Origin of the sequence: Kitasatospora sp. NPDC059827 (assembly GCF_042731675.1) — a bacterium.
Classification (GTDB): domain Bacteria; phylum Actinomycetota; class Actinomycetes; order Streptomycetales; family Streptomycetaceae; genus Kitasatospora.
The window spans coordinates 70,964-96,305 of the sequence record NZ_JBHWIV010000026.1 but is presented as its reverse complement, the minus strand read 5'-3'; the positions used below and the strand labels follow the sequence as shown (position 1 = coordinate 96,305).

At 72.1% G+C, this 25,342-nt stretch carries 27 protein-coding genes and 1 riboswitch; of the genes, 10 read left to right on the top strand and 17 right to left on the bottom strand.

Annotated elements, in window-relative coordinates; genetic code table 11:
- Positions 1–48: 48 nt before the first annotated feature.
- Positions 49–249: a DUF397 domain-containing protein gene (locus ACFV8H_RS18700; protein ID WP_380401020.1), complete on the bottom strand. Its 201-nt coding sequence runs from the start codon at positions 247–249 to the stop codon at positions 49–51.
- A complete protein-coding gene (locus ACFV8H_RS18695; RefSeq protein ID WP_380401018.1) occupies positions 242–1,108 on the bottom strand; it encodes a helix-turn-helix domain-containing protein in 867 nt (288 codons plus the stop codon). Before ACFV8H_RS18695 ends, ACFV8H_RS18700 begins: the two co-directional genes overlap by 8 nt.
- A gap of 269 nt (positions 1,109–1,377) precedes the next feature.
- Between ACFV8H_RS18695 and ACFV8H_RS18690 the strand changes: the two genes are divergently transcribed.
- A complete protein-coding gene (locus tag ACFV8H_RS18690) occupies positions 1,378–1,752 on the top strand; it encodes an ATP-binding protein (RefSeq protein WP_380401016.1) in 375 nt (124 codons plus the stop codon).
- Positions 1,749–2,000, top strand: a complete 252-nt coding sequence (locus ACFV8H_RS18685) for a hypothetical protein (protein WP_380401014.1) — start codon at positions 1,749–1,751, stop codon at positions 1,998–2,000. The genes ACFV8H_RS18690 and ACFV8H_RS18685 overlap by 4 nt, the downstream gene beginning before the upstream one ends.
- 162 nt (positions 2,001–2,162) lie before the next feature.
- Here ACFV8H_RS18685 and ACFV8H_RS18680 read toward each other — a convergent pair whose 3' ends face one another.
- A complete protein-coding gene (locus ACFV8H_RS18680) occupies positions 2,163–2,633 on the bottom strand; it encodes an NUDIX domain-containing protein (protein ID WP_380401012.1) in 471 nt (156 codons plus the stop codon).
- A gap of 32 nt (positions 2,634–2,665) precedes the next feature.
- Positions 2,666–3,514 carry a helix-turn-helix domain-containing protein gene (locus ACFV8H_RS18675; RefSeq protein WP_380401011.1) on the bottom strand — a complete coding sequence of 283 codons (849 nt, stop codon included), beginning with the start codon at positions 3,512–3,514 and terminating at the stop codon, positions 2,666–2,668.
- A 368-nt stretch (positions 3,515–3,882) separates the two neighbouring features.
- On the opposite strand from ACFV8H_RS18675, the gene ACFV8H_RS18670 reads away from it, so the two are divergent.
- Positions 3,883–4,032 (top strand): hypothetical protein, encoded by a 150-nt coding sequence (locus ACFV8H_RS18670; RefSeq protein ID WP_207808876.1) that lies wholly within the window; start codon positions 3,883–3,885, stop codon positions 4,030–4,032.
- Complete coding sequence (locus tag ACFV8H_RS18665; RefSeq protein WP_380401009.1) at positions 4,029–5,234, top strand: methyltransferase domain-containing protein; 1,206 nt, start codon at positions 4,029–4,031, stop codon at positions 5,232–5,234. The genes ACFV8H_RS18670 and ACFV8H_RS18665 overlap by 4 nt, the downstream gene beginning before the upstream one ends.
- Positions 5,235–5,426: 192 nt before the next feature.
- Here ACFV8H_RS18665 and ACFV8H_RS18660 read toward each other — a convergent pair whose 3' ends face one another.
- The 5 genes from ACFV8H_RS18660 to hisC form a co-directional block, all read right to left on the bottom strand.
- A complete protein-coding gene (locus ACFV8H_RS18660) occupies positions 5,427–6,029 on the bottom strand; it encodes a hypothetical protein (RefSeq protein ID WP_380401007.1) in 603 nt (200 codons plus the stop codon).
- A gap of 13 nt (positions 6,030–6,042) precedes the next feature.
- Positions 6,043–7,254 (bottom strand): ABC transporter permease, encoded by a 1,212-nt coding sequence (locus ACFV8H_RS18655; protein WP_380401005.1) that lies wholly within the window; start codon positions 7,252–7,254, stop codon positions 6,043–6,045.
- Positions 7,251–8,054 (bottom strand): ABC transporter ATP-binding protein, encoded by an 804-nt coding sequence (locus ACFV8H_RS18650; protein ID WP_375891938.1) that lies wholly within the window; start codon positions 8,052–8,054, stop codon positions 7,251–7,253. The genes ACFV8H_RS18655 and ACFV8H_RS18650 overlap by 4 nt, the downstream gene beginning before the upstream one ends.
- A gap of 2 nt (positions 8,055–8,056) precedes the next feature.
- Complete coding sequence (locus ACFV8H_RS18645) at positions 8,057–9,448, bottom strand: efflux RND transporter periplasmic adaptor subunit (protein WP_380401003.1); 1,392 nt, start codon at positions 9,446–9,448, stop codon at positions 8,057–8,059.
- 323 nt (positions 9,449–9,771) lie between these two features.
- On the bottom strand, positions 9,772–10,857 hold the full coding sequence (gene hisC, locus ACFV8H_RS18640) for a histidinol-phosphate transaminase (RefSeq protein WP_380401001.1): 1,086 nt from the start codon (positions 10,855–10,857) through the stop codon (positions 9,772–9,774).
- Between the two features lie 358 nt (positions 10,858–11,215).
- Between hisC and ACFV8H_RS18635 the strand changes: the two genes are divergently transcribed.
- The 3 genes from ACFV8H_RS18635 (at position 11,216) to ACFV8H_RS18625 (ending at position 15,013) form a co-directional block, all read left to right on the top strand.
- Positions 11,216–12,373 carry a LacI family DNA-binding transcriptional regulator gene (locus ACFV8H_RS18635; protein ID WP_380400999.1) on the top strand — a complete coding sequence of 386 codons (1,158 nt, stop codon included), beginning with the start codon at positions 11,216–11,218 and terminating at the stop codon, positions 12,371–12,373.
- Positions 12,374–12,544: 171 nt separating this feature from the next.
- Positions 12,545–13,834, top strand: a complete 1,290-nt coding sequence (locus tag ACFV8H_RS18630; RefSeq protein WP_380400997.1) for a metallophosphoesterase — start codon at positions 12,545–12,547, stop codon at positions 13,832–13,834.
- 276 nt (positions 13,835–14,110) lie between these two features.
- The gene (locus tag ACFV8H_RS18625) at positions 14,111–15,013 is read left to right on the top strand and encodes a hypothetical protein (protein WP_380400995.1); all 903 of its coding nucleotides are present in this window, start codon (positions 14,111–14,113) and stop codon (positions 15,011–15,013) included.
- A 37-nt stretch (positions 15,014–15,050) separates the two neighbouring features.
- Here ACFV8H_RS18625 and ACFV8H_RS18620 read toward each other — a convergent pair whose 3' ends face one another.
- Complete coding sequence (locus ACFV8H_RS18620; protein WP_380400993.1) at positions 15,051–15,953, bottom strand: LysR family transcriptional regulator; 903 nt, start codon at positions 15,951–15,953, stop codon at positions 15,051–15,053.
- A gap of 139 nt (positions 15,954–16,092) precedes the next feature.
- Between ACFV8H_RS18620 and ACFV8H_RS18615 the strand changes: the two genes are divergently transcribed.
- Complete coding sequence (locus ACFV8H_RS18615) at positions 16,093–16,479, top strand: VOC family protein (RefSeq protein ID WP_380400991.1); 387 nt, start codon at positions 16,093–16,095, stop codon at positions 16,477–16,479.
- Between the two features lie 148 nt (positions 16,480–16,627).
- On the opposite strand, the gene ACFV8H_RS18610 is transcribed toward ACFV8H_RS18615, so the two are convergent.
- The 5 genes from ACFV8H_RS18610 to tenA all read right to left on the bottom strand — a co-directional run bounded on the left by ACFV8H_RS18610 (position 16,628) and on the right by tenA (position 21,729).
- On the bottom strand, positions 16,628–17,887 hold the full coding sequence (locus ACFV8H_RS18610) for a DUF4241 domain-containing protein (protein WP_380400989.1): 1,260 nt from the start codon (positions 17,885–17,887) through the stop codon (positions 16,628–16,630).
- A gap of 59 nt (positions 17,888–17,946) precedes the next feature.
- Positions 17,947–18,390: a DUF5994 family protein gene (locus tag ACFV8H_RS18605; protein ID WP_380400987.1), complete on the bottom strand. Its 444-nt coding sequence runs from the start codon at positions 18,388–18,390 to the stop codon at positions 17,947–17,949.
- A gap of 188 nt (positions 18,391–18,578) precedes the next feature.
- Positions 18,579–20,393 carry a phosphomethylpyrimidine synthase ThiC gene (gene thiC, locus ACFV8H_RS18600; RefSeq protein WP_380400985.1) on the bottom strand — a complete coding sequence of 605 codons (1,815 nt, stop codon included), beginning with the start codon at positions 20,391–20,393 and terminating at the stop codon, positions 18,579–18,581.
- Positions 20,388–20,523: riboswitch (TPP riboswitch) on the bottom strand. Its footprint overlaps the gene before it by 6 nt.
- A 156-nt stretch (positions 20,524–20,679) precedes the next feature.
- On the bottom strand, positions 20,680–20,880 hold the full coding sequence (locus tag ACFV8H_RS18595) for a DUF5326 family protein (protein ID WP_380400983.1): 201 nt from the start codon (positions 20,878–20,880) through the stop codon (positions 20,680–20,682).
- Positions 20,881–21,060: 180 nt separating this feature from the next.
- Positions 21,061–21,729 carry a thiaminase II gene (gene tenA / locus ACFV8H_RS18590; RefSeq protein WP_380400981.1) on the bottom strand — a complete coding sequence of 223 codons (669 nt, stop codon included), beginning with the start codon at positions 21,727–21,729 and terminating at the stop codon, positions 21,061–21,063.
- A 134-nt stretch (positions 21,730–21,863) separates the two neighbouring features.
- Between tenA and ACFV8H_RS18585 the strand changes: the two genes are divergently transcribed.
- Positions 21,864–22,244 carry a phage holin family protein gene (locus tag ACFV8H_RS18585; protein ID WP_380400979.1) on the top strand — a complete coding sequence of 127 codons (381 nt, stop codon included), beginning with the start codon at positions 21,864–21,866 and terminating at the stop codon, positions 22,242–22,244.
- A gap of 172 nt (positions 22,245–22,416) precedes the next feature.
- Here ACFV8H_RS18585 and ACFV8H_RS18580 read toward each other — a convergent pair whose 3' ends face one another.
- Complete coding sequence (locus ACFV8H_RS18580) at positions 22,417–22,839, bottom strand: SsgA family sporulation/cell division regulator (protein WP_380400977.1); 423 nt, start codon at positions 22,837–22,839, stop codon at positions 22,417–22,419.
- A gap of 114 nt (positions 22,840–22,953) precedes the next feature.
- Between ACFV8H_RS18580 and ACFV8H_RS18575 the strand changes: the two genes are divergently transcribed.
- Positions 22,954–23,523, top strand: a complete 570-nt coding sequence (locus tag ACFV8H_RS18575) for an NUDIX domain-containing protein (protein WP_380400976.1) — start codon at positions 22,954–22,956, stop codon at positions 23,521–23,523.
- 46 nt (positions 23,524–23,569) lie between these two features.
- Here the strand turns inward: ACFV8H_RS18575 and ACFV8H_RS18570 are convergent, their stop codons facing one another.
- Entirely contained in the window at positions 23,570–25,201 is a 1,632-nt protein-coding gene (locus tag ACFV8H_RS18570; protein ID WP_380400974.1) for a globin domain-containing protein, read from the bottom strand.
- Positions 25,202–25,342: the final 141 nt, after the last annotated feature.

The window sequence follows — 25,342 nt, the reverse complement described above, 5'->3', positions numbered from 1 at the left end:
ACGCCGGCGGCCTCCTGCGGGGAGCAGGAGGCCGCCGGAACGATTCGCTCAGGGGTTGGTAATGAGGTGGTCGAACTCGCCCGCCTTGGCGCCTCGGAGGAGTGCAGCGAACTTCGGGGCGGTGGTGCGGACGATGACATCGCCCTCATCGGATTCGCGAAGTTCGATCAGCCCGTCGACAGTGCGAACCTCAACGCAGTCAGCATTGGAACCTGAGTAACTGGACTTCTGCCAAACAGAGTTAGACATACTTGCTTTCCATGTCTTTCTTGATGGATCGAATGAAATCTCGCGACTCGCCTACCGTGAGGGCAGCCGAGTCAATCTGGGCAAGTAGCGACCGGAACCGAGCTGTGTGAGCTGGTGCATCAAAGAGAAAGTTACCGACGCCCGAGTCCGCCTGGACCGTGTCGAGTTCCTGCACCGGTCCTTCGGCGTAGGTGAAGTTCTCATTCGGGAGCGGGATCGTATCGGCGTCGAACAGGACGACTCGAACTGAGATATTGGACTGACCGGAAACATCCACCAAAGCACCGAGTTGCTCGGCATGGATCCTGGCTCCGCCGAACTGCATGCGCAGCGCCGCCTCATGGATGTACGCGGTGAACGGGGTCGCTTCGGACCGGACGATGTGCTGACGCCGCAGGCGGAAGGCCGCTCTCAGATCGACCTCGTGACTCGGAAGCGGCGGATAGGAGCGGGCGAAGACGGCCGAGGCATAGTCGTTCGTCTGGAGCAGCCCGTGGATGAAGGCCATCGTGTAGGCCGAGAGCCCCCGTGCGTGGCCTTCGATCTCGGCGACCTCAAGGAAGTCCTGTGACAGGCGACCGCGGTACTCCTCCCACCAGCCACCTTTATCCCGGTCCGTAATGATGCCTGCCAAGGCTTCGATCAGAGGCTCGTTGACGCACATGCACAGCGCGGCGATCGTGCGCAGGCGTTCGACGCTGACACCGGTCTTGCCGCTCTCCATCTGCGTCACATGAGCGGGATTGATGCCCAGCGCACGGGCGAGTTGACTGCCGCCAAGCCCCGCTTGCTCCCGCATCCTACGCAGCTCTGCGCCCAGGCGGAGTTGACGGAGAGTTGGGTTCGGTCGAAGCACCATGGAGTCTCCTCTGCAGGTCGTGGGACCAGTCTGCCTCAGAGGCGCTGCCACGTTAGAGGGAACTTCTAGCACTCCGGCACAAATCTGTACCGGGGCGCGCTATCGTCGTTCACAGCTCGATCCGACGGATCGTCAGTAATGCCTGCATCAAGGGCAGTAGGCGCCTGCTGCCCTCCCGCGCGCCGCAGAGCAGCCGCCGCCCCGGCCTGGCTCACGGCGACGTATCCGCCGTCTCCCCTCTCCCACACCACAGCCTCCCGGAGGTTCCCGTGTGCACCCGTAACACCCCCGCCCCCTCGCTCGCCCTCGCCCTCGCCAGGCAGGCCCTGCGGGACGCCCTGGCCCGCAGCGGCTGGAACCCGGACACCATCCACGACGCCGAACTCGCGCTCACCGAGCTGATCGTCAACGCCTGGCGCCACGGCGCCACCCCCGCGCCCGTCGTCTGGTTCTCCCTCCTCGGCCCCACCCTCCACGTCGCCGTCTCCGACGAGAACGACGCCCTCCCCCAGCCCCGCACCCCCACCCAGCTCGCCGAGACCGGCCGGGGCCTCCAGCTGGTCGAGGGCCTCACCCACCGCTGGGGCGTCGACCCCCAGAAGCACGGCAAGACCACCTGGTACGAACTGGACGCCGCCTCGTGACCCGCGACCCCATCGCGCCCGACGACCCCCGCATGCGCGACTACACCCAACCCCAGATCACCACCCTCCTCGGCGAGTTGCACCGCCGCGGCCTCCCCCACGGCCTCCTCTGGGGCTCCGCCTCGCCCGGCGAGACCACCCTCGACGGCCGCATCCTCATCGACTTCGGCAACGCGCCCGTCAGCACCCTCCTCAACCTCCTCCATCTGCTCCGCGACCTGGAGCGCGACGAGGCCTGGCACCGGTGAACTACTTCATCGGCGCGATCCTCCTCGCCCTCCTCGCCCTCGCCCTCACCACCGTCGCCCTCGGCGTCATCACCACCCTCAAGATCCAGCCCCCCGAGGACCGCGACTGAAACACGCGAAGGCCCCCGCCTGGGAAGGCGGGGGCCTCGCGGGCGACCGCCGTCAGCCGAGGTAGGGGACCGCCCTGCACTCCAGGAAGTGTTGAAGTCGGAGACGCTGGGTGTGGTGCAGCGGCAACCCCTCGATGTCGCTCGGGGCGACGAACCGCAGGTCGGTGGACTCGTCCGAGATCCGCAGCTCACCGCCCGTGATGCGCGCGGTGAAGCACACGTTGAACTGCTGCCGGACCTCGCCGTCCGAGTACGCGATCACATGCCGGGGATCGGTGTACGTGCCGACGAGCCCAGTGATCTCGACGTCGAGGCCGGTCTCCTCGCGGACCTCCCGGACGGCCGTGGCCGGCAGTGATTCGCCGAGATCCATGGTTCCGCCCGGCAGCGCGTACAGACCGTTGTCGGTGCGCCGCTGGAGCAGGATGCGCCCTTCGGGATCCGTCACAACGGCAGACGCCGCCACGACGAGCCGGTTCGGCTCGGGGGCGTCGGGATCGTCGTAGTACTCGGTCCGTGCCACGCGATCACCTCCCTTCAACTGGTAGTGACGAATCAATCAAGGTGGGCCAAGGCGCCCGCAACAAGGGAACGCACTGCCGCGCCTCGCGCGGCCCCCTGTGAGAGCCGATCGAAGGCGCGGGCATAGAGCTCGACCTGGCTGGGCTCCGTAAGCGTCGAGGCGGCGTCCAGTGTGTCCGCGTGGACCCTGGTGTCATCGAAGATGGTGAAGGTCGGCATGGGCCAGACACTCCGTCGACCCGCGAACGGGATGATGCCGACGGCGACGTTCGGAAGGTCCATGACCCCGAGCAGGTGGCCTAGTTGCGCCGCCATGGCCTCGGCGCTGCACACGCGGTACCGCAGCACGGACTCCTCCAGCACGAACGAGAACCGGTGAGCGCCATGGCTCAGCACCGTATTGCGCTTCATGCGGGCCGCCACGGCGTCACGCACGTCATTCGGGGTTCCCCGGAAGGCAGCGATGGAGGAGAGCAGGGCGGTGGCGTATCCAGGTGTCTGGAGAAACCCCGGGATCACGTCGGAGACGTAGACCCGGAACACCTTGGTCTGCCGGTACAGGTCCCCAGTGGACTCCTGTAGGCGACGCAGCCCGCTCCGCTGGAGTCGCTTCCACTGCGCATGAGCTTCATCGGACGGCCTGTTGGCGGCGATCAGGTCAAGGACTTGACCGCCGGCGTCGCAGGCTCGGCACCACGCCATGATGTCTGCGTCGGAGGGAGGGGTCTTGGCGTTCTCGATCCGGGACGACTTCGATTCCGACCAGCCGCACCTGACTGCCAGCTCTCGCCCGCTGATCCCCGCATCCTTCCGGATCTCGCTCAGCCGACCGGCGAGGGCTTCGCGAGCCTTCTGAACCTTCGGAGAGGGACGCAGAGTCATGGAGCTGGCCTTCGTAGTGGTGCATCCGGATCAGCGCACCGTCGATCTTGCCAGGAGCCGAAAGCGGACTTCCCGCACTGCAGGGTCCACCACATGCTGGGGCGGTGGTCCCGGCTGGTTTCGGAACCGATGTCAACGAAACTCTACGGCCACGGTCGGTTCGCTGCTCCAAAGCTTGCTCGGACTTGCACAAGCTCTCCGCACGGGTGATAAGCGTTCAATATTGCTGCCTGGAAGCTTAGTTGGCATGCAAGTTCGTGCAAGTTCATGGAGGCCGACACCTCACCCTCCGTAACGTCACCTGTGCCGATAAAGGCAGATGGCAGAGGGAATCACCTCGGCCGAACTGACAGCGGAAGGGGAATCACATGGGCAAGCGCGGAGGCGGGTCCGGCGACGGCAAGGGTGGCGGGCAGCAGGACGACAGCAACAAGGGCGCCGGGCACGGCGGCGGTGGGTCCGACGAGGGTGGTAACACCTCCGACGGCTCCTCCCCCGCGGGTGGCGGCGGCAAGTGACCGGCGAAACGCACGAGGAGGCGGGCCCTGCGGGGCTCGCCTCCGCGCTGGTGGCCGGCGGCGCGCTCTCCTCGGACTGGCTCCCCTCCTTCCGGGCCGTACCCCGCCAGCTGTTCGTCCCGGATCGCATCTGGCCGGGCATCGCGGACGGCACTCGACAAAACCCCGTGGTGTACCGGTCGCAGGACCCCGACGCGTGGCGGCGGGCGGTCTACTCCGACATCCCGCTGACCACGCAGTGGGACGACGGGCAGCACCACGGGGACGGACTCGGAACCACCCCGACCTCGTCCAACTCCATGCCCACCATGGTGTTCTCGATGCTCCAGGACCTCGACGTGCGCCCGGGAAACAGGGTGCTGGAGGTCGGCGCCGGCACCGGCTGGAACGCGGGCCTGCTGGCCCACCGCCTGGGGAATCCCAACGTGGTGACCGTCGAGTACGACCCAGACGTCGCCCGGGGAGCCCGCGCGAACCTCCGCCTCGCCGGACTCGCACCCACCGTCGTCGAGGGCGACGGACGGCACGGTTGGCCGGACGGCGCCCCCTACGACCGGATCATCGCCACCTGCTCGCTGCTGGAGATCCCCGGGGCGTGGCTGGCCCAGTCCGCGCCCGGCGGGATCATCGTGGCACCGTTCGGCACCGAGTACGGCGGCGAGCAGATCGTCCGGCTGACCGTGAACGAGGACGGCACCAGCGCCAGCGGCCGGTTCACCCGGAGCTCCGCGTTCATGCGGCTGCGCCAACAGCGCACCGACCGGCCGCCGTTCGAGGACTACCTGCACGGGAAGCCGTGGCCCGCCGATGCGGTGGGGAGCACCACGACCCTCGCCCCTCCCGACACCGGCGGGTGGTTCGAGCAGTTCGTGATCGGGTCGGCCGTGCCCGGCGCCTTCTGGCGGGCCGAGCGCTACGACGACGGGGCGTACACCCTCTGGCTCTACAGCCGGGACACCCGGTCATGGGCATCCGCGGACCACCGGCGGGGCCGCACCGAGTACGAGGTGTACCAGTCCGGCCCTCGCAACCTCTGGGACGAGGTGGAGGCCGCCTGGCGCTGGTGGGACGACCAGGGCCGGCCGGGCCTCGACCGCTTCGGCCTCACGGTCGCCCCGGTCGCCCCGGACGCCCCGGCCGCCCCGGGCACCCACACCGTCTGGCTCGACTCCCCGGAGAACCCGGTGCCGCTCCGGGGCTGACGTCCGCCACGGCAGGCCCGCCCACAGCCGGACCGGACCGGTCACCTCGCACAGGAAGTCGGGTGGGCCGACTTCCTGCGCATCCACGCGTGTTCAGGTGGTGCCAGTGGCCGCCACAAGGCAGGACCCCGGGCAGCACTTCGCCCCGCTGGATGAGTCCAGCGGGGCGAAGTGGCCTCCGGCGGTACCGGGTCAGCCGCCGGACGGGCTCTTGGGGGCACCTCCGCCGAAGCCGCCTCCGGCACCGGCACCGGCGGCGCCCTCGACGAGCTGGGTGGCGTTGTAGCCGCCGCTGGAGTCGGGCGTGCCGACGACGGTCACGCTCTGGCCGGGCTGGAGGTCGGCGACCTTGCCCTGCTTGTTGAGCTGGACCTTGGTCGAGTCCCCCGTCGTCACCTTGATCGTGTTGCCGTTGGCGTCGGTCAGGTACACCGTCGAGCCGTCGACGGCCTTGACGGTGCCGCGCGCGAAGCCGCCCTGGCCACCGCCCTGGCCGCCCGGGCCCTGACCGCCCCGGCGCCCACCGCCCTGAGCGCCACCCTGTCCGTACCCGCCCGCCGCCTGGCCGCCCGCCGCGGCGGCCCGGGGAGCGGAGGACTTGCCGCCGGAGGAGGTCCCGCCCTGCCCCTGCTGGTACCAGACCCCGCCCGCGAACGCCCCGGTGGCGATCACGCCACCGGCCAGCACCAGCGACAGCCACGGCAGCTTCCGCCGCGGCGGCGCCGCCAGCTCCGCGCTCACGTCGCGCGCGTCGGGCGCGGTGGCCAGCAGGGCGACCTGTTCGTCGTGCTCCATCGAAGAAGTGCTCCTACTCGTGCCGGAGGGCGTCGATCGGCCGCAGTGAGGCGGCCCGGTTGGCGGGGTAGCTGCCGAAGAACAGTCCGATGGCGACGGCGATGCCGAAGGCGCCCAGGACGGACTCGGGGATGACCACCGGCTTGATGCCGACGATGCTGAAGTGCGAGCCGACGATCCCCGCCGCCACGCCCAGCCCGGCCCCGATCACCGACAGCAGTGTCGATTCGGTCAGGAACTGCCCGAGGATGACGGCCCGGGGCGCGCCGAGCGCCTTGCGGATGCCGATCTCGCGCGTCCGCTCGGTGACCGTCACCAGCATGATGTTGGTGATCCCGATCCCGCCGACCAGCAGCGAGATCGCGGCCACCGCGCCGAGCAGCACGGTGAAGGTCTTGGTCGTGCTCTCCCGGGCCGTCAGCAGCGAGGCCTGGTTGGTGATCCGGAAGTCGGCCTTGGTCGGGTCGGTGATCGCGTGCGTCCCGAGCAGCACCCGGGTGATCTCCGACTGAGCCGCCGTGGTCGTGTCGGCGGACGACGCCTGGACCAGGATCTGGTTGACCGCCCCGAAGCCGGTGAAGGCGTTCTGCACGGTCGGCAGCGGCGCGATCACCACGTCGTCCGGGTCGGTGAACCCGCTGCCGCCCTTGGCGGCCAGCACGCCCACCACCGTGAACGGCGTCCCGCCGAGCACGATCTTCTTCCCGACCGGGTCCTCGGCGTCGAACAGCTGCTTGGCCGTCGTGGCGCCGAGCACCGCGACCTTGCGCGAGCCGAGCACGTCGTCCTCGGTGAAGTAGTCGCCGTGCGCGACCTTCTGGTTGGAGGTCTCGAAGTACGCGGGGTAGGTGCCCACGACCGAGCCCGGGCTGTACGAGATGTTCCCGTACAGCGCCGTCGTGCTCGTCGTCACCACCGGCGCGACGGACTTGATCGCCGACGAGTCCGTGTCGCTCGCCAGCGCCTTGGCGTCGGCGACCGTCAGCTTCTTCACCGAGGAGGTGGCCCGCGAGCCACCGGCCGCCGAACCGGCGCTGACCGTGAGGGAGTTGGTGCCGAGCGAGGTGATCGAGTCCTTCACCGCCTGGGAGGAGCCGTTGCCGACCGCCAGCAGCAGGATCACCGAGGCGACACCGATCAGCACCCCGAGCATGGTGAGCGCGGAGCGCACCTTGTTGGCGGCCAGGCCGCCGACCGCGAAGCGGAGCGTCTGCCAGAGGATCACGCCGACACCCCCTGTCGGCGCAGGGCGGGCGGGGGCCCGTCGACCGGCGCCTGCCGGACGTCGCTGACGATCTGCCCGTCGACCAGGCGCAGCACCCGCTTGGCGTGCAGGGCGACCTCGTCCTCGTGGGTGATCAGCACGACGGTGCGGCCGGTGGCGTTGAGCCCGTCGATCAGGCCCAGCACCTCCTCCGTCGAGCGGCTGTCCAGGTTGCCGGTCGGCTCGTCGGCGAGCAGCATGGCGGGCGCCGTGACCAGCGCCCGGGCCACCGCGACGCGCTGCTGCTGGCCGCCGGAGAGCTGGTTGGGCTTGTGCCCGGCCCGCTCGCCGAGGCCGACCAGGGACAGCGCGGCCATCGCCCGCCGCCGGCGCTCCGCCGACCGGACGCCCGCGTAGGCGAGCGGCAGCTCGACCTGGGCGAGGGCGGTGGTGCGCGGCACCAGGTTGAAGGACTGGAAGACGAAGCCGATCTTGCGGTTGCGGACCAGGGCGAGCTGCTGCTCGTCGAGGTGGCCGACGTCGGTGCCGTCCAGCAGGTAGCGGCCGGAGGTGGGGATGTCGAGGCAGCCGAGGATGTTCATCAGGGTGGACTTGCCGGAGCCCGAACTGCCCATCACGGCGACGTAGTCGCCCTGTTCGATGTCCAGGTCGACGCCGGCCGGTTCGTCCGTCCCGGGCCGGGACGGGCCGCGCAGGGCGTGCACGGTGGCGTCGCCGTGCCCGTACGACTTGGTGAGCCGGCTGATCCGGATCACCGGCACGGGTTGCGCGGGGACGCGCTTGTCGATGACGTGCTGCATGCTCAGCCCTTACCGCCGCGGCCGCCGCCACCGGCGCCACCGGCACCGCCGCCGCCGCCCGGGATGCCGACCGCACCGCCGTTGCCGCCCCGGCCACCGCCGCCGCCACCGCCGCCCAGGCCCGGGAACGAGCCGTTCGGGAAGCCGTTGGTGCCGCTGGTGGTGGGGAGTTGGACCTTGTCGCCCTCCTGGAGACCGGAGGTCACCTGCACGGTGCTGTCGCCCTCGACGCCCACCCCGACATCGACCCGCTCGGTGGCCCCGCCCTCGTGCACCACCGTGGCGGTCCGCGAGGTGCCGGTGCCGGACAGCGCCGAGGTCGGCAGCGAGAGCGCGTTGTCCGCCTCGCCGGTGATCACCTGGACGGTCGCGCTGAGGCCGGTGCGCAGCGTGCTGGTGTCCCCGCTGAGCTGCAGGGTGGCCGCGTACTGGACGGCGGAGGAGCCGGCCGCGCCGCTGCCGCTGCCGCTGCTCGACGGCAGCGAACTGACGGACAGGACGGTCGCGTTGAGCTTGGTGTCGGACTGGGCGTTCAGCGTGACGGTGGCGGCCTCGCCCTTCTTCAACTTGAGCGAGTCCAGCTCGGAGAAGTTGGCGGTGACCTGCATCCCGGTCGGGTTGGTCAGCACGATGAAGCCGCTGGGTGATCCCGAACTCGCGCTGCTGCCGCTGGACTTGGTGGCCGAGGAGGAGGAAGTGCCGGAGGCCGTGGCGCCCACCGTGTCCCCGACCTTGGCCGAGACCGAGGCGACCGTGCCGTCCACCGAGGCGGTGAGCGTCGTCCCGGTCAGTGCCGCCTGGGCGTTGGTGAGGGTGGTCTGCGCGGTGGCGACCTGCTGCTGGGCCTGGGCCACGGCCGCGTCGTCGACCTTGGTGGTGGTGATGGTGGTGGTCTGCGGGGCGGGCGTACTGCTCCCGCCCGCCCCGCGACCCCCACCGGAGCCGCTGCCGCCGCTCGCCGGGGGTGTGGCCCCGGGCAGCGGCTCGGTGGTCGTGGTGGTGACGCCTGCCTGGGCCTTGGTGAGGTTGGCGTTCGCCGTGGTGAGCGCGGACTGGGCGGCGTCCACCTGCTGCTGGGCCGCCGTGGTGTCGACCGTCGCCAGCACCTGGCCCTTCTTGACGGCGTCGCCGACCGCGACCTTGACCGCGGTGAGCCGCCCGCCCGTGGCGAAGTCCTGGGCGGCGTCGGTCGGGGAGGCCAGGGTGCCGGTTCCAGACACCGTGGCCAGGACCGTTCCCTTGGTGACGGTCGCGGTACGGGCGACCGGCTTGGCGGCGGCCGTGCCACCGCTGCCGTCGAGCGTGGCGTACACCAGGGCCGCACCGCCCAGCAGGGCCACGCCGAGCGCGGAGTTGACGAGGACGGCACCGCGCCGCCGTGGGAGCACCTTCATGGCGGACAGCTTCGCCGGGCGCTCTTGCGCTGCCCTGGGCGGCGGCTGGGAGAAGACTGACCGGCCGGATCCGGACATCCCTCCCATATCCACCGGCCCGCGCGGGCGGCTTGGGCGGGGCGTGGGCGATCGTTGGCCGAACTCCCAGCGCCCTCCCAGCAATCCCCGGCCATCCGGGAGGGCTTCCTCAGACGGCCCTCAGAAGACGGCCCTCAGACCGGACTGGCCCACACCCGGCCTCGGAACGCGCCCCCGCGCCCCGGGACGCCGCAGGGGCGCACCCCGACCGGAGTGCGCCCCTGCGGGCGGGACGGCGACCGGCCTCAGCCGTCGATCTCCTTGCGGAAGCCCTCCGCCACCGCCAGGAAGATCGAGTTGCCCTCGGTCTCGCCGATCGAGATCCGCACGCCCTCCGGGAACGGCCGGACCATCACCCCGGCCGCCGCGCAGGCCGCCGCGAAGTCCTGCGAGCGCTCGCCGAGCCCGAGCCAGACGAAGTTGGCCTGCGAGTCCGGGACGTCCCAGCCCTGGGCGCGCAGCCCGGCGACGACCCGGGTGCGCTCGGCGACCAGTGCCTCGACCCGCTCCAGCAGCGCCTCCTCGGCGCGCAGCGAGGCGACGGCGGCGTCCTGGGCGAGCTGGCTGACGCCGAACGGGACGGCGGTCTTGCGCAGCGCGTTCGCGACCGGCTCGTGGGCGATCGCGAAGCCGACCCGCAGGCCCGCCAGGCCGTACGCCTTGGAGAAGGTGCGCAGCACGCAGACGTTGGGGCGGTCGCGGTAGAGGTCGATGCCGTTGGGCACCTCGGCGTCGCGGATGAACTCGATGTACGCCTCGTCGACGACGACCAGGACGTCGCCGGGGACGGCGTCCAGGAAGCGCTCCAGCTCGGCGCGGTGGATCACGTTGCCGGTGGGGTTGTTGGGGTTGCAGACGAAGACCAGCCGGGTGGCCGGGGTGACGGCGGCGAGCATCGCGTCCAGGTCGTGGTCGCCGTTGTCCTTGAGCGGGACCGGGACGGGCGTGGCGCCGGCGATCTGGGTGATGATCGGGTAGGCCTCGAAGGACCGCCAGGCGAAGATCACCTCCTCGCCCGGGCCGGCGGTGGCGAGCACCAGCGACTGGGCGACGCCGACCGAGCCGGTGCCGAGGGCGATGTGCTCGGCGGGCACGCCGAAGCGCTCGGCGAGGACGGCGGTCAGCTCGCTGACACCCATGTCCGGGTAGCGGTTGAAGGAGCCGGCCGCCGCGACCGCCGCCTCCAGGACGCCGGGCAGCGGGTCGTTCGGGTTCTCGTTCGAGGACAGCTTGTAGGCGTCGGCGCCGGCCGGCTTGCCGGGCTTGTAGGTGGGGATGCCGTCCAGGCTCGGGCGCAGGCGCGGGCCCGGCGCTGAGGTACCACTGCTCACGGTCGTACTCCTTCGTCTTCTCTGCCGGTCCGCCCGCCCTCGCACGGTCGGGATCGCCGCCGTGCCGCGGAACCTGGCCACGCCCCCGGGAATCCCGGAACGCGCCCGGACCAACCCCGGTCGGGTGCCTTGCACGATACCGACCGCCCTCACCCGTAGGAGTGAGATGCCCGGACGGGTGACAGGCGCAGATCAGCCATTCTGCCCGGTTCCTTTGGCACATGTCAGAGGTAAGACGGCTGGATTCGGGAGGGGATCGAAGGGGTGAACCCCGGCTCACTCATGGAGAAACGTATCTCCAAAGGCTCCCGATGCGCCGGTCACAGACCCTTGTCAGGAGCCATACGATCGGTCCGCCATGACAGCAGCAGCCAACCAGAGCGGTCGGCGTCCCACCACCTCACGGCGTCTGGAGCGGGCCGGCATCCGGGATGTGGCAGCAGCCGCCGGAGTGTCGATCACCACCGTCTCCGATGCGCTGAACGGAAAGGGCCGCCTGCCCGACGAGACCCGCAGCCGGGTGCGCGAGGTCGCCGAGCGCCTCGGCTACCGCCCCTCGGCCGCAGCCCGCACCCTGCGCACCGGACGGTCCGGCCTGATCGGGCTGACCGTCACGACGTACGGCGAAGAACCCTTCACCTTCACCGAGTTCGCCTACTTCGCCGAGATGGCCCGGGCCGCCACCAGCGCCGCCCTCGGCCGCGGCTACGCGCTGGTCGTGCTGCCCGCCTCCTCCCGCCACGACGTCTGGGGCAACATCGCCCTGGACGGCACCGTGGTGATCGACCCGCCCGACCAGGACCCGCTGGTCAGCGAGCTGTACCGGTCCGGCGTGCCGGTGGTCAGCGACGGCAAGCCCGGCAACTGCCCGGTCACCGCCTGGGTCGACAACGACCACGAGGCCGCCGTGCTCGGCATCCTCGACCACCTCTCCGAGGCCGGCGCCCGCCGGATCGGCCTGCTCACCGGCACCAGCACCGACACCTACACCCGGCTCTCCACCGAGGCCTACCTCGGCTGGTGCGCCAAGGTCGGCCAGGAGCCGGTGTACGAGGCCTACCCCGCGCACGACCCGGCCGCCGGCGCCGTCGCCGCCGACCGGCTGCTCGCCCGCCCGGACCGCCCGGACGCGGTGTACGGCCTGTTCGACCCCAACGGCACCGACCTGCTGGCCGCCGCCCGCCGGTACGGCCTGCGGGTCCCGGACGACCTGCTGCTGGTCACCTGCAGCGAGAGCGACGTCTACGCGGCCACCGAACCGCCGATCACCACCCTCTCGCTCAAACCGCGCAAGATCGGCACCACCGTGGTCAACCTCCTCATCGACGCCATCGAGGGGGTCGACTCCGGGACGGGCGTGGACATCGCCCGGCTCTTCCCGCCCCGCTTCCGCACGGCCGGCAACGGCCCGCCCCCCGGCACCCTGATGCCGACCGAACTGATCGTCCGCGCCTCCTCCCAGCGCCGGAGCCCGCGCACCACCGTCAGCCCGCCGCGCGCCCCGGGCGAGGTGTAGCGCAGCGGGCGGGAAGGCGGCGAACAACCGCCGGTACGCCCACGAAAAACCCACGAGACCCTACCGAGCCGGGGCAAAACGGACCCTGCGGGACCGCCCGGCTGACGCTCCGGAGGATTGGATACCCACCAGGTGACGACGGCGGGAGAGTGGTCTTCCTATGATGGGCGAATGACACCCGAGGACCGCTTCCCCGGACCTGAGCACCCCCACTCAGGCCCCCGCCACCAGCCGGACCTCGACGTGCTGCCGTACGGCACCTACTACGAACCCGAACCCGCCCAGGGCTACCAGGACACCCCGTACGAAGCGGAGACCTACAGCGGCTACGGCGGCGCCCGCTACCTGGAACAGCACTGGCACGACGGCCAGGGGCACGGCCACACCGTGCACGCCCAGGTCGGCTACGAAGGCGGTTACGAACCCCAGGAGCGCGGCGGTTACGGGCAGCAGGACCACACCGGCTACGAGCCCACCCTGCCCGACCAGCCCTCCCCGGCCCTCCAGCTCGCGGACCAGCTCGGCGACCAGCTGCCCGACCAGCTCGGCGACCAGCTCACCGACCGCGACGACCCGCCGACCATCGAGCTCGGCCCGCCGCTGCCCGACCCCTCCGCGCCGACCTACCCGTACCCGGCCCCTGGCCCCGGCGAGCCCCCCGGCCCGGTCTACGTCGTCGGCGACGTGCACGGCTACCTGGAAGAGCTGCGCGCCGAACTCCACCACCAGGGCCTGATCGACGACGGCGGCCACTGGTCCGCCGGCCGCGCCCGGATCTGGTTCCTCGGCGACTTCACCGACCGCGGCCCGGACGGCATCGGCGTCATCGACCTGGTCATGCAGCTCGCCGCGGAGGCCGCCGCGGCCGGCGGCTACTGCCGCGCCCTGATGGGCAATCACGAACTGCTCTTCCTCGGCGCCGCCAAGTACGGCGACGAGCCCGTCCAGTCCACCGCCGGCACCGCCTCCTTCCTCGCCGCCTGGCGGCTCAACGGCGGCCAGCAGAACGACCTGGACCGGCTGGAGGCCCACCACATCAGCTGGCTCTCCCGGCTGCCCGCCATGGGCCTGGAGGACGGCCACCTGCTGCTGCACTCCGACACCACGGCGTACCTGGAGTACGGCGAGTCCATCCCGGACGTCAACGACGCGGTGCACAGCCTGCTCGCCGACGGCGGCGTGGACGAGTGGTGGGACTGCTTCCGCCGGTTCACCAAGCGCTTCGCCTTCCGCGGCGACGCCGGGCCGATGGCCGTCCACGAGCTGCTCGACACCTTCGGCGGCAGCCGGGTCGTGCACGGGCACAGCCCGATCCCGTACCTCACCGGCGCCGTGCACGCGGACGACGGGCAGCCGCCGCACATCCCGGGGCCGTACGTGTACGCGGACGACCTGGCGGTGGCGATGGACGGCGGGGTCACCATGGAGGGCCGGCTGCTGGTCGCACGGCTGCCGATCTGACGACCTGACAGCACGACAGCACGACAGTCATCGGCACCACTGGAACAGTTGTTCCCGGCGCTCGCGCCCCCACGCGCGCGCGGGCCGGGGCGCGAAATTCCGGAAACCGACTGTCAGCACGGGCACACCCGCCCCTACCATGAGGCACACCACACCCGGCCGCCCGTCCGGCGGCCCGCCTCCGCGCCCGCCCCGGCGCCCTGAGGGTGTCCCGCGTCCTCGATGCGGTCCCGCGTCCTCGCCGCCGGGCCGGGGGTCCGCATGAACGGGGTCCCCATGTCCAACCCCCCGCCGCTGCTAGCCGAGGACCGCCCGGAGTACGAGCGCCTCCTCGCCGAAGCCCTGCGCGACCGCACCGTCCTCACCGCCCTGCGCGCCCCCGGCGCACTCGGCACCGACCAGCTCCGCCTCCTCGCCCTGCGCGACGCCGATGCCATCAACACCGCCGCCGCCACCGAGTACGCCCACTACACCGCGCTGCGCGAGACCCTGCGGGCCACACCCCCGCCGCCTGCCGACGTCGAACCGTACGCCCCCGGCCTGCTCAGTCAGCTGCGCTCCGCCGACGGCGGCGCCGGGCTGTTCCCCGTCCTCACCGTGCTCACCCCGATCCTCGCCTGGGCCGCCGCCCTCGTCCTGCTGCTGGTCGGCTACCTGATGCGCGCCGCCGACTCCGGCCTCGCGCTCGCCCGTGCGATGGTCACCGCCGGCTGGGTGGCGCTCGCCGCCGGGGTCGCCGCCATGGCCGTCGGCGTCATCGGCCTGCTGCTCACCGCCCTACGGGACGGCGCCGCCGCCGTCCCGGCCGGCACCGACCCCGAGCTGGCCGCCGAACTCGGCGCCGCCCGCGCGGAGTGGCGCACCGCCCTGCGCGAACGCGGCCTGCTGCCCTACCTCCACGGCCACCTGCCCGCCGTCGCCGGCCGCCCGGCCCCCGGCTACACCAGCCCGGACTTCACCAGCCCGGACTTCACCGGCCCCGACGCCACCGGCCCGGAACCCACCCGCCCCGACTTCACCAGCCCCGGCTACAGCCCGCCGGCCTTCACCAGCCCCAGTCCCGACGGCATCACCGACCCCCAGGGCCGCAGCCCCCGCCCGGCCGCCTTCACCCCGCCCGACTTCACCGGCCCGGGGTACACCCCGCCGGACTTCACCGGCCCGGACGAGGTCGGCTGACCGGGCTCGGAAGCCGTCGGCAGCCGCGCCGGGCGCCCTACCTCCCTGCCGCGGCGGCCACCTCGGCCACCTCGGCCGCCGCCCGGACGAACGCGCGCACGCGCTCGGTGGTGTTGCCCGGGAGCCAGACCGGGCCGCGTTCGATCGGCGGGGCGTCGTGGATGGGCACGTAGGCGAGGTCGGGGCGCGGGTAGTACCGGCGGCAGTGCTCGCCGACCGGTAGGACGCCCCGGCCCAGGGCGACCAGGCTGAGCATCTCGGAGAAGGTGCTGCCGGACGGGCCCTTGGGCACGGCACGGCCGGACGGCGTGCGGTCGGGGGTGCGGTCCCGCTTGAAGCCGACCGAGGTGACCGCCGGGTACTGCACCACCGGGTGGTCCCCGAGGACTTCGAGCGACACCGAGGCCTCGGCGGCCAGCGGGTGCCCGGCCGGCACCGCCAGGAGCCGCCGCTCGCTGAGCAGGACCGGACCGACGGCCATGCCGCCGAAGGGGTAGGAGGCCAGCAGGATGTCGATCGAGCCGTCCTCCAGGCTGGCACGGGAGTTGGAGAGCTGCACCTCCCGCACGTCCACCCGGCACTCGGGGTGCCGCTCGCCGAACAGCGCCACCGCCCTGAACAGCACCGGCGCCGTCCACTCGCCCAGGAACGCGACCCTCAGCCCACCCGTCACCCCCCGCCCGGCATCCACCGCCCGGCGCACCGCCTCCTCCATCGCGGCCACCACCGGGGCGAGGTCCGCGGCCAGTTGCCGCCCGACCGGGGTGAGCCGGACGGACCGGCTGGAGCGGTCGAACAACGGCACGCCGATCCGGCGTTCCAGCGCCTTGACCACCTGGCTGACCCGCCCGGTGCTGAGCCGCAGCCGCTCGGCGGTCCGCCCGAAGTGCAGCTCCTCGGTCAGTGCGAGGAAGACCTCGGTCTCCAGCCGTTCCAGCATGCCGCCCCACCCCTTCGACCCGGCATCGTTTAATCGGGCTCAACGATCGTACGGTGATCCGCCATTGATGATCGCCCCGGGCCGGAGGATCGTTGACCCCGTCACCGCACGAGAACCCACACCACCGGAGCCGATCACCATGCGCGTCGTCGCCCTCGACCACCTGGTCCTCAACGTCGCCGACATCGAGCGGTCGCTCGCCTTCTACACCGGCCTGCTCGGCCTGGCGCCCGTCCGGGTCGACGAATGGCGCGCCGGGAAGGTCTCCTTCCCCTCCGTCCGGGTCAGCGGTGAGACGATCATCGACCTCTTCCACCGCCCCCGCCACGAGTCCAACGTCGACCACATCTGCCTCACCGTCGAGCCCCTCGACTGGCAGGAGGTCGTCGACTCCGGCGTCTTCACCGTCCTCGACGGCCCCGGCCCCCGCTACGGTGCCCGCGGCACCGCCACCTCCCTCTACGTCCAGGACCCGGACGGCAACACCGTCGAACTCCGCTGGTACCCGCAGGACGCCACCAGTTGAAAGAGCAGGGTGCCGCCCCGGACCCTCGGGGGAGGACCGGGTCGGCACCCGCAGTACGCCTCAGAACCGCTCGCCCGGACCGCTCGTCCGGGCAGGTCGTCCGAGCCGCTCGTCCGGGCAGGTCGTCCGAGCCGCTCGTCCGGGCCGCTCAGACGACCTTCAGATGGGGCAGCCAGTCCACCTGGACGATGACGCACACCACGCCCCCGGACCCGTCGAGGCCCAGCCACACCGGGTGGGTGCCGTCGCTGTCGGTGGCGAACGCGAGCAGGTCCGCGCCCGACTCCTCGTCCACGGTGCGCAGGAAGAAGCCGGAGTCGGAGTCGAGGTCCTCACCGGCCTCCTCGTCCCGGTCCACCAGGGCTCGCCGGAACCGCTCCTGGAGGACCGGCCAGGCCCCGGCGTCCGCGAAGCACCCCGTCGCGCCGTCCGTGCTGAACCCGTACGCCTCGCCGTCCCGCAGCAGCCTGAGGTCGTGCCCCTCCCCGAGGGCCATCGTCCAGGAGTCGACGGGTCCGTCGCCCACCCGCAGCCGGAGCGCTGGTGTCTCAGTGCGCTCGACCCAGGCACCCTCGAACTCGCAGTGGTACCCGAAGCCGATCCTCGCCACCTCGGTCGGGTAGCTGCCGGGCGGGACCTCGACCGTGATGTCCGGCCGCCCGGTGTCGAGCGGATCGGCCACCGCCAGCCGGCCGCTGGGGACCCGCAGGCGTGGGCCGGCCGTCGGCTCCAGCACCACCATGTTCTCCCGGTGATCGCTGGTGGTGAGCCGGGTGCCGGGCACGAACAGGGCGGGGAGGTCCCCCGGCCCGCCCGGGCGCGGCGGGAGCCACGGCTCCGCCGCGGCTGCGGACACCGGCTCCGTGAGCGACGCCGCGGTGGGCCGGGCCGTGCCGTCGAGCCCCCACCGGTCGGCCGAGAGGAGCGGCCAGTCGTCGAAGTCCGGCCGCCGGAGCCAACGTTCCTCCTCGGAGGCCCCCGGCACGGTCACCGTCCTGGGCCCGGCGTCCCCTCGGGGCCGGTGCGACACCCGGCCCCGTCCGCCCGGGAACAGCTCGACCGCCATCCGGTCGGCGGTCCGGTCGAACTCCGGTGCCTCCGGGCCCGAGTAGCCCCAGCGCTCGTGGTACCTCCGCAGCAGCCGGCCCTCCTCCAGCAGCCGCAGCTCCAGGTGCTCCACCCGTCGCCCGTGCTCGTCGTACACCCACACACCCGCGTAGTGGTCCCGCCACGACACCAGCCGCACTTCGAGGGGCACCGAGCGACCCGCGCTCCGGTACACCACGACGTACGGCAGGCCCGCCGCGTCCCGGGCCCGCGCCTCCTGCGGCCGCAACGCGCCCACCGCGGCACCCGCCGCGAAGTCCCACCCCTCGGCATGACCCAACTCGACCACCGGACTGCTCACCCGCACGCCTCCTCGCTCATCCTTCCGAGCAAGTTACCGAAGCCCACGGACAGCCCGGTTCAGTGCAGGAGTTCCGCGGCCGGGGTGTGGTTCCCGGTCGCCGAGGCGCCGGCCATCGCGGAGGCGGCCGTCGCCGGCGTGGTGCCGGGCGGCACCACCAGCAGCAGGAAGTGGTCCTGGAGGCCCCGGGTGACGCTGATCGTCGCGTCGCTGCCGGTGAACCAGTTGATCTTGATCGTCACACCGTTCGCCGCGACCGACCGGGGCACGCCGTCCCAGGCCGAGGTGTCGAGGCCGACCCGGACGATGCGCCCGTAGTGGGCGCCGAGCGCGGTGATCAGGTCCGGCAGTTCCGCGAGGACGTGGTTCGAGCGGGGCCACCAAGCTCCGTCGAACACGCCCTCCCGCGACATCGTCGGCTCGAGTTCGAGCCGTGGCAGCAGCGGGACACCAGGCACCGACCACGGCCCTGGAGAGGCTGAGATGGGGAGAGGAATCGGCATCATAGGGAGCCGCCCGTCCGGTCCACGAGGGACCCTTCACGACCCAGGGCGACGTCGGCGCTGATGCCGGTGTTCGGAATGTCCTCGGTTACCCCCCACGCTACTCCGCCGCAGCCTCCCCCGGAGCGGGGCCGACCACGCCGGCCCGCGTCCTCCCCTCCGGGACGCGGGCCGGCGCGGTCGCCGCGTCAGTCGACCAGGGGGAGGTACACCTTGTTGCCCTGGGCGGCGAACTCGGCGGACTTCTCGGCCATGCCGGCCAGCGCCTCGGCGTCGAAGTCGGTGGTGACGGCGGTGGAGCCGTCCCCGTGCTCGTCGCGGATCTTCTGGGAGATCTTCATCGAGCAGAACTTCGGGCCGCACATGGAGCAGAAGTGCGCGGTCTTGGCCGGCTCGGCGGGGAGGGTCTCGTCGTGGAAGTCGCGGGCGGTCTCCGGGTCGAGGGCCAGGTTGAACTGGTCCTCCCAGCGGAACTCGAAGCGGGCGTCGGAGAGGGCGTCGTCCCAGGCCTGGGCGCCGGGGTGGCCCTTGGCGAGGTCGGCGGCGTGGGCGGCGATCTTGTAGGTGATCACGCCGGTCTTGACGTCGTCCCGGTTGGGCAGGCCCAGGTGCTCCTTGGGCGTGACGTAGCAGAGCATCGCGGTGCCCCACCAGGCGATCATCGCGGCGCCGATGCCCGAGGTGATGTGGTCGTAGCCGGGGGCGACGTCGGTGGTGAGGGGGCCGAGGGTGTAGAACGGCGCCTCGTCGCAGATCTCCTTCTGGAGATCCATGTTCTCCTTGATCTTGTTCATCGGGACGTGGCCCGGGCCCTCGATCATCACCTGGACGTCGCGCTCGCGGGCGATCCGGCCGAGCTCGCCGAGGGTCTGCAGTTCGGCGAACTGGGCCTCGTCGTTGGCGTCGGCGATGGAGCCGGGCCGCAGGCCGTCACCGAGCGAGAAGGTGACGTCGTAGGCGGCCAGGATGTCGCAGAGTTCCTCGAAGTTGGTGTAGAGGAAGTTCTCCTGGTGGTGCGCCAGGCACCAGGCCGCCATGATCGAGCCGCCGCGGGAGACGATGCCGGTCTTGCGGCGCGCGGTGAGCGGGACGTACCGCAGCAACACGCCCGCGTGGACGGTCATGTAGTCGACGCCCTGCTCGCACTGCTCGATGATGGTGTCGCGGTAGACCTCCCAACTGAGCTCCTCGGCCCTGCCGTCGACCTTCTCCAGCGCCTGGTAGAGCGGCACGGTGCCGATCGGCACGGGGGAGTTGCGCAGGATCCACTCGCGGGTGGTGTGGATGTTGCGGCCGGTGGAGAGGTCCATGACGGTGTCGGCGCCCCAGCGGGTGGCCCAGGTCATCTTCTCCACCTCCTCCTCGATCGAGGAGGTGACGGCGGAGTTGCCGATGTTGGCGTTGATCTTCACCAGGAAGTTGGTGCCGATGACGGCCGGCTCCACCTCGGGGTGGTTCACGTTCACCGGGATGACGGCGCGGCCGCGGGCCACCTCGTCCCGCACGAACTCCGGCTCCAGGCCCTCGCGCAGCGCCACGAACTCCATCTCCGGCGTCACCACGCCCCGCTTGGCGTAGGCGAGTTGGGTGACGGCGACGCCGCCGCGGCCACGCAGCGGGCGGCGCGGGCGGCCGGGGAAGACCGCGTCCAGGTTGCGCAGGTTTCCGCCGCGCGGGGAGGTGTGCTTGATCCCGTCGTCCTCGGGGCGCGCCTCGCGGCCGTCGTACTCCTCGACGTCGCCGCGCTGGCGGATCCAGGCGTCACGCAGGGCGGGCAGCCCGCGCCGCACGTCGGGCTCGTACGCCGGGTCGGTGTACGGGCCGGAGGTGTCGTACAGCGGCACGGTCCGGCCGTTGGTGAGCTGCACCTCGCGGTACGGGGCCCGCAGGTCGGGGCGGGATCCGTCGCGGTAGGCCTTGCGCCAGGCCGGGGTGGGGTAACCGGTGCGCTCGCTGCTGGGGGTGCTGCGGGCAGGCTGCGGCTGTGCTTCGAACGTGGTCATCTGACCTTCACTCCCTACGCCGGCATTACCCGGTCCAGGTTCCTGCGGTCGACGCAGCCGTCGGTCCGTCCGTCGACGGTCCGGTCAGCGTCCTCTCAGCCCGGTGCTCCGAGCTCCCGCGTCGCAGGCGGTGTTGCCTGCACATGACGCCAACACGGTAGCGAGCCGATCGCCGCAGGTCCAGACGGTCCCCGAAACGGATCCGCGGGGGGAAAGGCCGAGGCCCGGCCCCCGCGAACGGGGTGCCGGGCCTCCGGAGGTGCTCCGCGCGGTGCGCGGAGCGGGGTCAGTTCCTGGCGGCCTTCTTGACCAGGATCACCACGGCGGCGGCGATGCCGACGACCACCAGCAGCTTGATCACGATGCTCAGCAGGGCGCCGACCACGCCGAACACGAAGGCGATGACGTTCCAGGCCAGCACCAGGACCAGCACCGGGATGACGATGTTGCGCACCCAGGAGGGCAGCGACTTCCAGAGCTCAGCCATGTCGGTTCCTCTTCTCCCCTCGGGTCGGCCGCCGTCCGGTAACCGCATCCCGCTTGCTTTCGATGCTTCGAGCTTACGGCGGCGGAAGCGGCGGAACGAGGGCCTTCGGCCCGGAGAGAACCCCTAGATCACCCCGATCCCACCCCCCGGGGGGACCCCCGAGAAACGGCGGGGGACGGGTCAGACCGGCCAGCGCTCGCCGCGCCAGGCGGCGTCCCAGAACATCCACTCGTAGCGCGAGGTGGTCGTGAAGTGCTCGACCACCCGGCGGCGTTCGGCCGCCGAGAGCTCCTCGCCGAGCCGGTCGGTGAGCGCCAGCACCCGGCGGACCACGGACTGGAAGGCCTCGTCGCCGTAGGTGGCGATCCACTTGGCGTACAGCGGGTCCGGGGAGCCCTGGGCGAGCAGCGCCTCGCCGACCCGGGCGTAGATCCAGTAGCAGGGCAGCACCGCGCCGAGCGCCTCGGCGAAGGACCCGCCGTACACGGTGGCCAGCAGGTAGCTGGTGTAGGCGCGGGTGGTCGGCAGCACCGGTGCGGCGGCGGCCTCCTCGGCGGTGCCGCCGAAGGCGGTCAGGAACTCGGCGTGCATACCCTGCTCGGCGGCGAGCGCGCCGACCGCGTCGTCGGCGAAGGCCCGCACGTCGGCCTCACCGGGGGCCTTGGCGGCGCAGACGGCGAGGGCGCGGGCGTAGTCGCGCAGGTAGTGCGAGTCCTGGACGACGAAGTGGCGGAAGGCCTCGCGCGGCAGGGTGCCGTCGGTGAGGCCGCCGATGAAGGGGTGGGCGAGGATCTCGGCGTAGATCGGCTCGATCGACGCCCAGAGCTCTTCGCTGAGGCTACGGGTCATGCCCACGACCCTACGACGGCTCCGCCCCCGCCCTTCGGCTCCGTCGCGTCCGCCTCCGGGACCAGGGGTGTTCGGCACCAACTCGTCCGGTGGGAGCTTCCCCCGGAGCGGGCCGCCTGTCAGGCTTGGGCGGCATGAAGGGTTTCGTCATCAAGACACTGATCAACGCGGCGGCCATCTGGGTCGCCGCCTGGATCGTCAGCGGCATCCAACTCGCCGAGGGCAAGGCCGACTGGCAGCACAAGGCGCTGACGGTGCTCGGCGTCGCCGTCGTCTTCGGCCTCATCAACTGGCTGATCAAGCCGGTCGTGAAGCTGTTCTCGTTCCCGTTGTTCATCCTCACGCTGGGCCTGATCACCTTCGTGATCAACGCCCTGATGCTGCTGCTCACCTCGTGGGCGTCCACCAAGCTGGAGTTGGACTTCCACGTGTCCACCTTCGGCTCCGCGCTGGTCGGTTCACTGATCATCAGCCTGGTCTCCTGGGGTCTGCACCTGGCCCTGGACGACGACTGATCCGTCGTGCGCGGTGTCGCACGCGGCCGCGGAAGGGGCCCGTGCCCGGGTGGGTGGTCCACCGGGTACGGGCCCCTTCGTCGTCCCCGGGTCGCGCCGAGCACCCGGCGCGACCGGCACGACCGGCGCGACCGGCGCGACCGGCGCGACCGGCGCACCCGGGGCGACCCGCTCACCCCGCCTCGCACCCCCGCAGGATGTCCGCGAGCTCGGCGTCCAGCTCCCTCCCGATGGACTCCCCGCCCACCGGCACCAGCCGGTCGGCCCGCGCCAGGAAGGCGGTCAGCGGCGCCGCCGGGGCGTGCAGCACGGCGTGCCCGTTGGGGGAGCACAGCGCGATGCGGACCTCGGCGGACTCCCCGCCGAGCGGCCGGACGCGTACGTCGCCCTCGCCGGACGGGCCGACGAGGCCGTCCAGCAGCAGCTCGCGCGCGAACACCCAGGTGACCGGGGCGTCACCGGGCAGGTGGAAGGTGAACCGGACCGCGTAGGGATCGCCCGCCTCGTACGCGAGGTCCACCACGGTGCGGAAGGACAGCTCGGGCGAGACCACGAGGTTCATCGCCAGGTGCCCCTGGACAGTGCTGTGCTGCATGGCGCCGGTACCTCTCTTCTGCTCTTCTGCCGGTGTTTCGACCCTTTCCCGGGGTTTCGACCGTTTCCCTCCGCGGGGAGACTCACGCACAACGCTCCAGCCCCGGAGGTCACCATGGGCCCCGACAACCGAACCCCGCCGCCGCGCCCGGTGGTCAAACGGACCGCGCGGGCGATCCTGCTGGAGCTGGACCCGGACGATCCGCACGGTCCGGCCTCGATCGTGCTGATCCGGCGGGTCCGGCCCGGGGCGCCGCACCCGTACTGGATCACCCCGGGCGGCGGCGTCGAACGCGAGGACCGCACCGTGGTCGAGGCGCTGCACCGCGAGGTGGACGAGGAACTGGGCGGCAAGGTCGTGGACGTGGTGCCCGCCTTCGTCGACACCATCAGCCACACCCTCCCCCAGCCTCCGGCCGGGGGGACCCCCATCGACGACGGCACCCCGCTGCACCCGCACGGGGTCAAGGTGCAGCACTTCTTCGTCTGCCGGCTGGCCTCGATGGACCTCAGCCGACGGCACGGTCCCGAGGTGACGGACCCGAACGGTGAGTACGAGGTGGTCCGGCTGCCGTTCACCCGCGAGGGCGTGACCTCGGTGAACGTCGTTCCGCCCCGGCTCCGGGCGTACCTCGCGGCCAACATCGAGGGCATCCGCGCGCTCCTCGCGCCCGACCTCGGCTGAGCCCCGAGGCCGGTCGCCGGGGCTGGTCCCCGACACCGGCCCGGCGCTATCCGGCCGCCAGTTCGCCGACCAGGTCGTGCCGGATCCGCTCGGCCGGCAGCCCCGCCCGCAGCAGCACCCCGACCCCGCGCCGGACCATCGCGGGCGGGCCGCTGAGCACCGCCTCCCGACCGTCCCACGGGCCGAACCGGCCCACCACCTCGGGAAGTTCACCGGTCAGCGCGCCCCCGGCCGGGCCGGTACCGGACAGCACCGGCCGCACCGTCAGCCAGGGCAGCCGCCCGGCCAGCTCGCGCAGCCCGTCCAGGTCGTACAACTCGGCGGCGCTGCGGGCCCCGTAGAACACCTCGACGCTGCGGCCGGAGGCGCCGTGCTCGGCCGCCTCCTCGACCAGGGCGCGGATCGGCGCGATGCCGGTGCCGCCGCCGAGGCAGAGCAGATCGGCACCGGAGGCGTGGTCCACGGTCATCCCGCCGGTCGCCGGGCCCAGCCGCAGCACGTCCCCGGGGGCGGCCCGGCGCACCAGCGCGTTGCTCACCCAGCCCGCCTGGACGGCCTTGACGTGGAAGACCAGCAGCCCGTCCGGCCGGGGGGCGGAGGCGAAGGAGTAGTGCCGCCAGACCCGCGGCCACCAGGGCGTCTCCAGACTGCAGTACTGGCCGGCCCGGAACGGGTACGCCTGGTCGGGGCGGACGGTGAGCACCGCGACGTCCCGGGTGCGCTGCTCGTGCCGCACCACCTCGCCCTGCCACCACGGCGGCGAGGTGCGGGCGGCCTCCTCGGCGGCCTCGATCATGATCGTGGAGATCAGCCGGTAGGCGCGGCGCCAGGCCAGTTCCGTCGCCGCGTCCCAGCGGCCGCCCGCGTACCGGGCCAGCGCCTGCACCAGGCACTCCCCCACCGGGGCGTAGTGGCCGGTCAGGGTGCCGTAGCGGCGGTGGCCGCGGCCCAGTTCGCTCAGCCTGGTGCGCAGCGCGACCGGGTCCTCGGCGCCGCGGGCGGCGGCCAGCAGGGCGCGGAACAGCCGGTCGCGCTGGACGTCCATGGCGGCGGGGAAGAGCGGGCGGACCTCGGGGTGCTGCAGGAAGAGCAGGGCGTAGAAGTGCGCGGTGGCCCGGTCGGCGACCGGTTCGACGAGCGCGAGGCTGTCCCGGATCAGTGCGATGTCCTGGGTGGTGAGCGGGAGTTCGGTCGGGTCGACACCGACACCGACACCGACGGCGGGGGCGGGCGCGGCGGTGGTCGGAGCCTGCGGCTGGGGCTGGTGCTGGGGCTGGGACGGAGGCTGGTGCTGGACCGCCCAGGCGTCGCTCCAACTGTCGCCCGGTCCGGCCCAGTTGAGACTGGGAGCGTCGACGAACAGGGACTGGAAGGCGGGGGCGGTGCCGGTGGTCGACGACGTCTCCGGGTAGCTCGGCGCGGGGACGATCGGCGGCTCGGTGGGCGGCGGCGGCACGACGACCGGCCCGGTCCGCACCGGGGCCGCCACCGACACGGGCCCCAACGCCGGTACCGGCTCCACCCGCGGCACGGGCTCTGCCACCGACGCGGGCGGCAGGTCGGGCGGGTCCAGCGGCATCGGCGGCCGCGCGGGCTCCGCCTCCGGCAGACCCGGGACGGAGGCGGCCCCCGCCGAGCCGTGCCCGGTGCGGATCAGAAGTGTTCTGCGGGACTTCACCGCTACGTTTCGAGTAACCAAGAGAATCGTTTCGCCTCCGGCCGGCCTGCGCCACCACCTGGCTTGTCTCTGCTGACGCCTAGGCAGCGTGGCACGCCCGAACTGCTCATCCGACAAATCGCGGGAAGCCCGGACACCCGG

Bases quoted from the DNA above. Each gene is read 5' to 3' on its own strand.
- ACFV8H_RS18700 (WP_380401020.1), bottom strand. From the start codon at position 249: ATGTCTAACTCTGTTTGGCAGAAGTCCAGTTACTCAGGTTCCAATGCT.
- ACFV8H_RS18695 (WP_380401018.1), bottom strand. From the start codon at position 1,108: ATGGTGCTTCGACCGAACCCAACTCTCCGTCAACTCCGCCTGGGCGCA.
- ACFV8H_RS18675 (WP_380401011.1), bottom strand. From the start codon at position 3,514: ATGACTCTGCGTCCCTCTCCGAAGGTTCAGAAGGCTCGCGAAGCCCTC.
- ACFV8H_RS18670 (WP_207808876.1), top strand. From the start codon at position 3,883: ATGGGCAAGCGCGGAGGCGGGTCCGGCGACGGCAAGGGTGGCGGGCAG.
- ACFV8H_RS18660 (WP_380401007.1), bottom strand. From the start codon at position 6,029: ATGGAGCACGACGAACAGGTCGCCCTGCTGGCCACCGCGCCCGACGCG.
- ACFV8H_RS18650 (WP_375891938.1), bottom strand. From the start codon at position 8,054: ATGCAGCACGTCATCGACAAGCGCGTCCCCGCGCAACCCGTGCCGGTG.
- ACFV8H_RS18645 (WP_380401003.1), bottom strand. From the start codon at position 9,448: ATGAAGGTGCTCCCACGGCGGCGCGGTGCCGTCCTCGTCAACTCCGCG.
- ACFV8H_RS18635 (WP_380400999.1), top strand. From the start codon at position 11,216: ATGACAGCAGCAGCCAACCAGAGCGGTCGGCGTCCCACCACCTCACGG.
- ACFV8H_RS18630 (WP_380400997.1), top strand. From the start codon at position 12,545: ATGACACCCGAGGACCGCTTCCCCGGACCTGAGCACCCCCACTCAGGC.
- ACFV8H_RS18625 (WP_380400995.1), top strand. From the start codon at position 14,111: ATGTCCAACCCCCCGCCGCTGCTAGCCGAGGACCGCCCGGAGTACGAG.
- ACFV8H_RS18620 (WP_380400993.1), bottom strand. From the start codon at position 15,953: ATGCTGGAACGGCTGGAGACCGAGGTCTTCCTCGCACTGACCGAGGAG.
- ACFV8H_RS18615 (WP_380400991.1), top strand. From the start codon at position 16,093: ATGCGCGTCGTCGCCCTCGACCACCTGGTCCTCAACGTCGCCGACATC.
- ACFV8H_RS18605 (WP_380400987.1), bottom strand. From the start codon at position 18,390: ATGCCGATTCCTCTCCCCATCTCAGCCTCTCCAGGGCCGTGGTCGGTG.
- thiC (WP_380400985.1), bottom strand. From the start codon at position 20,393: ATGACCACGTTCGAAGCACAGCCGCAGCCTGCCCGCAGCACCCCCAGC.
- ACFV8H_RS18595 (WP_380400983.1), bottom strand. From the start codon at position 20,880: ATGGCTGAGCTCTGGAAGTCGCTGCCCTCCTGGGTGCGCAACATCGTC.
- tenA (WP_380400981.1), bottom strand. From the start codon at position 21,729: ATGACCCGTAGCCTCAGCGAAGAGCTCTGGGCGTCGATCGAGCCGATC.
- ACFV8H_RS18585 (WP_380400979.1), top strand. From the start codon at position 21,864: ATGAAGGGTTTCGTCATCAAGACACTGATCAACGCGGCGGCCATCTGG.
- ACFV8H_RS18580 (WP_380400977.1), bottom strand. From the start codon at position 22,839: ATGCAGCACAGCACTGTCCAGGGGCACCTGGCGATGAACCTCGTGGTC.
- ACFV8H_RS18575 (WP_380400976.1), top strand. From the start codon at position 22,954: ATGGGCCCCGACAACCGAACCCCGCCGCCGCGCCCGGTGGTCAAACGG.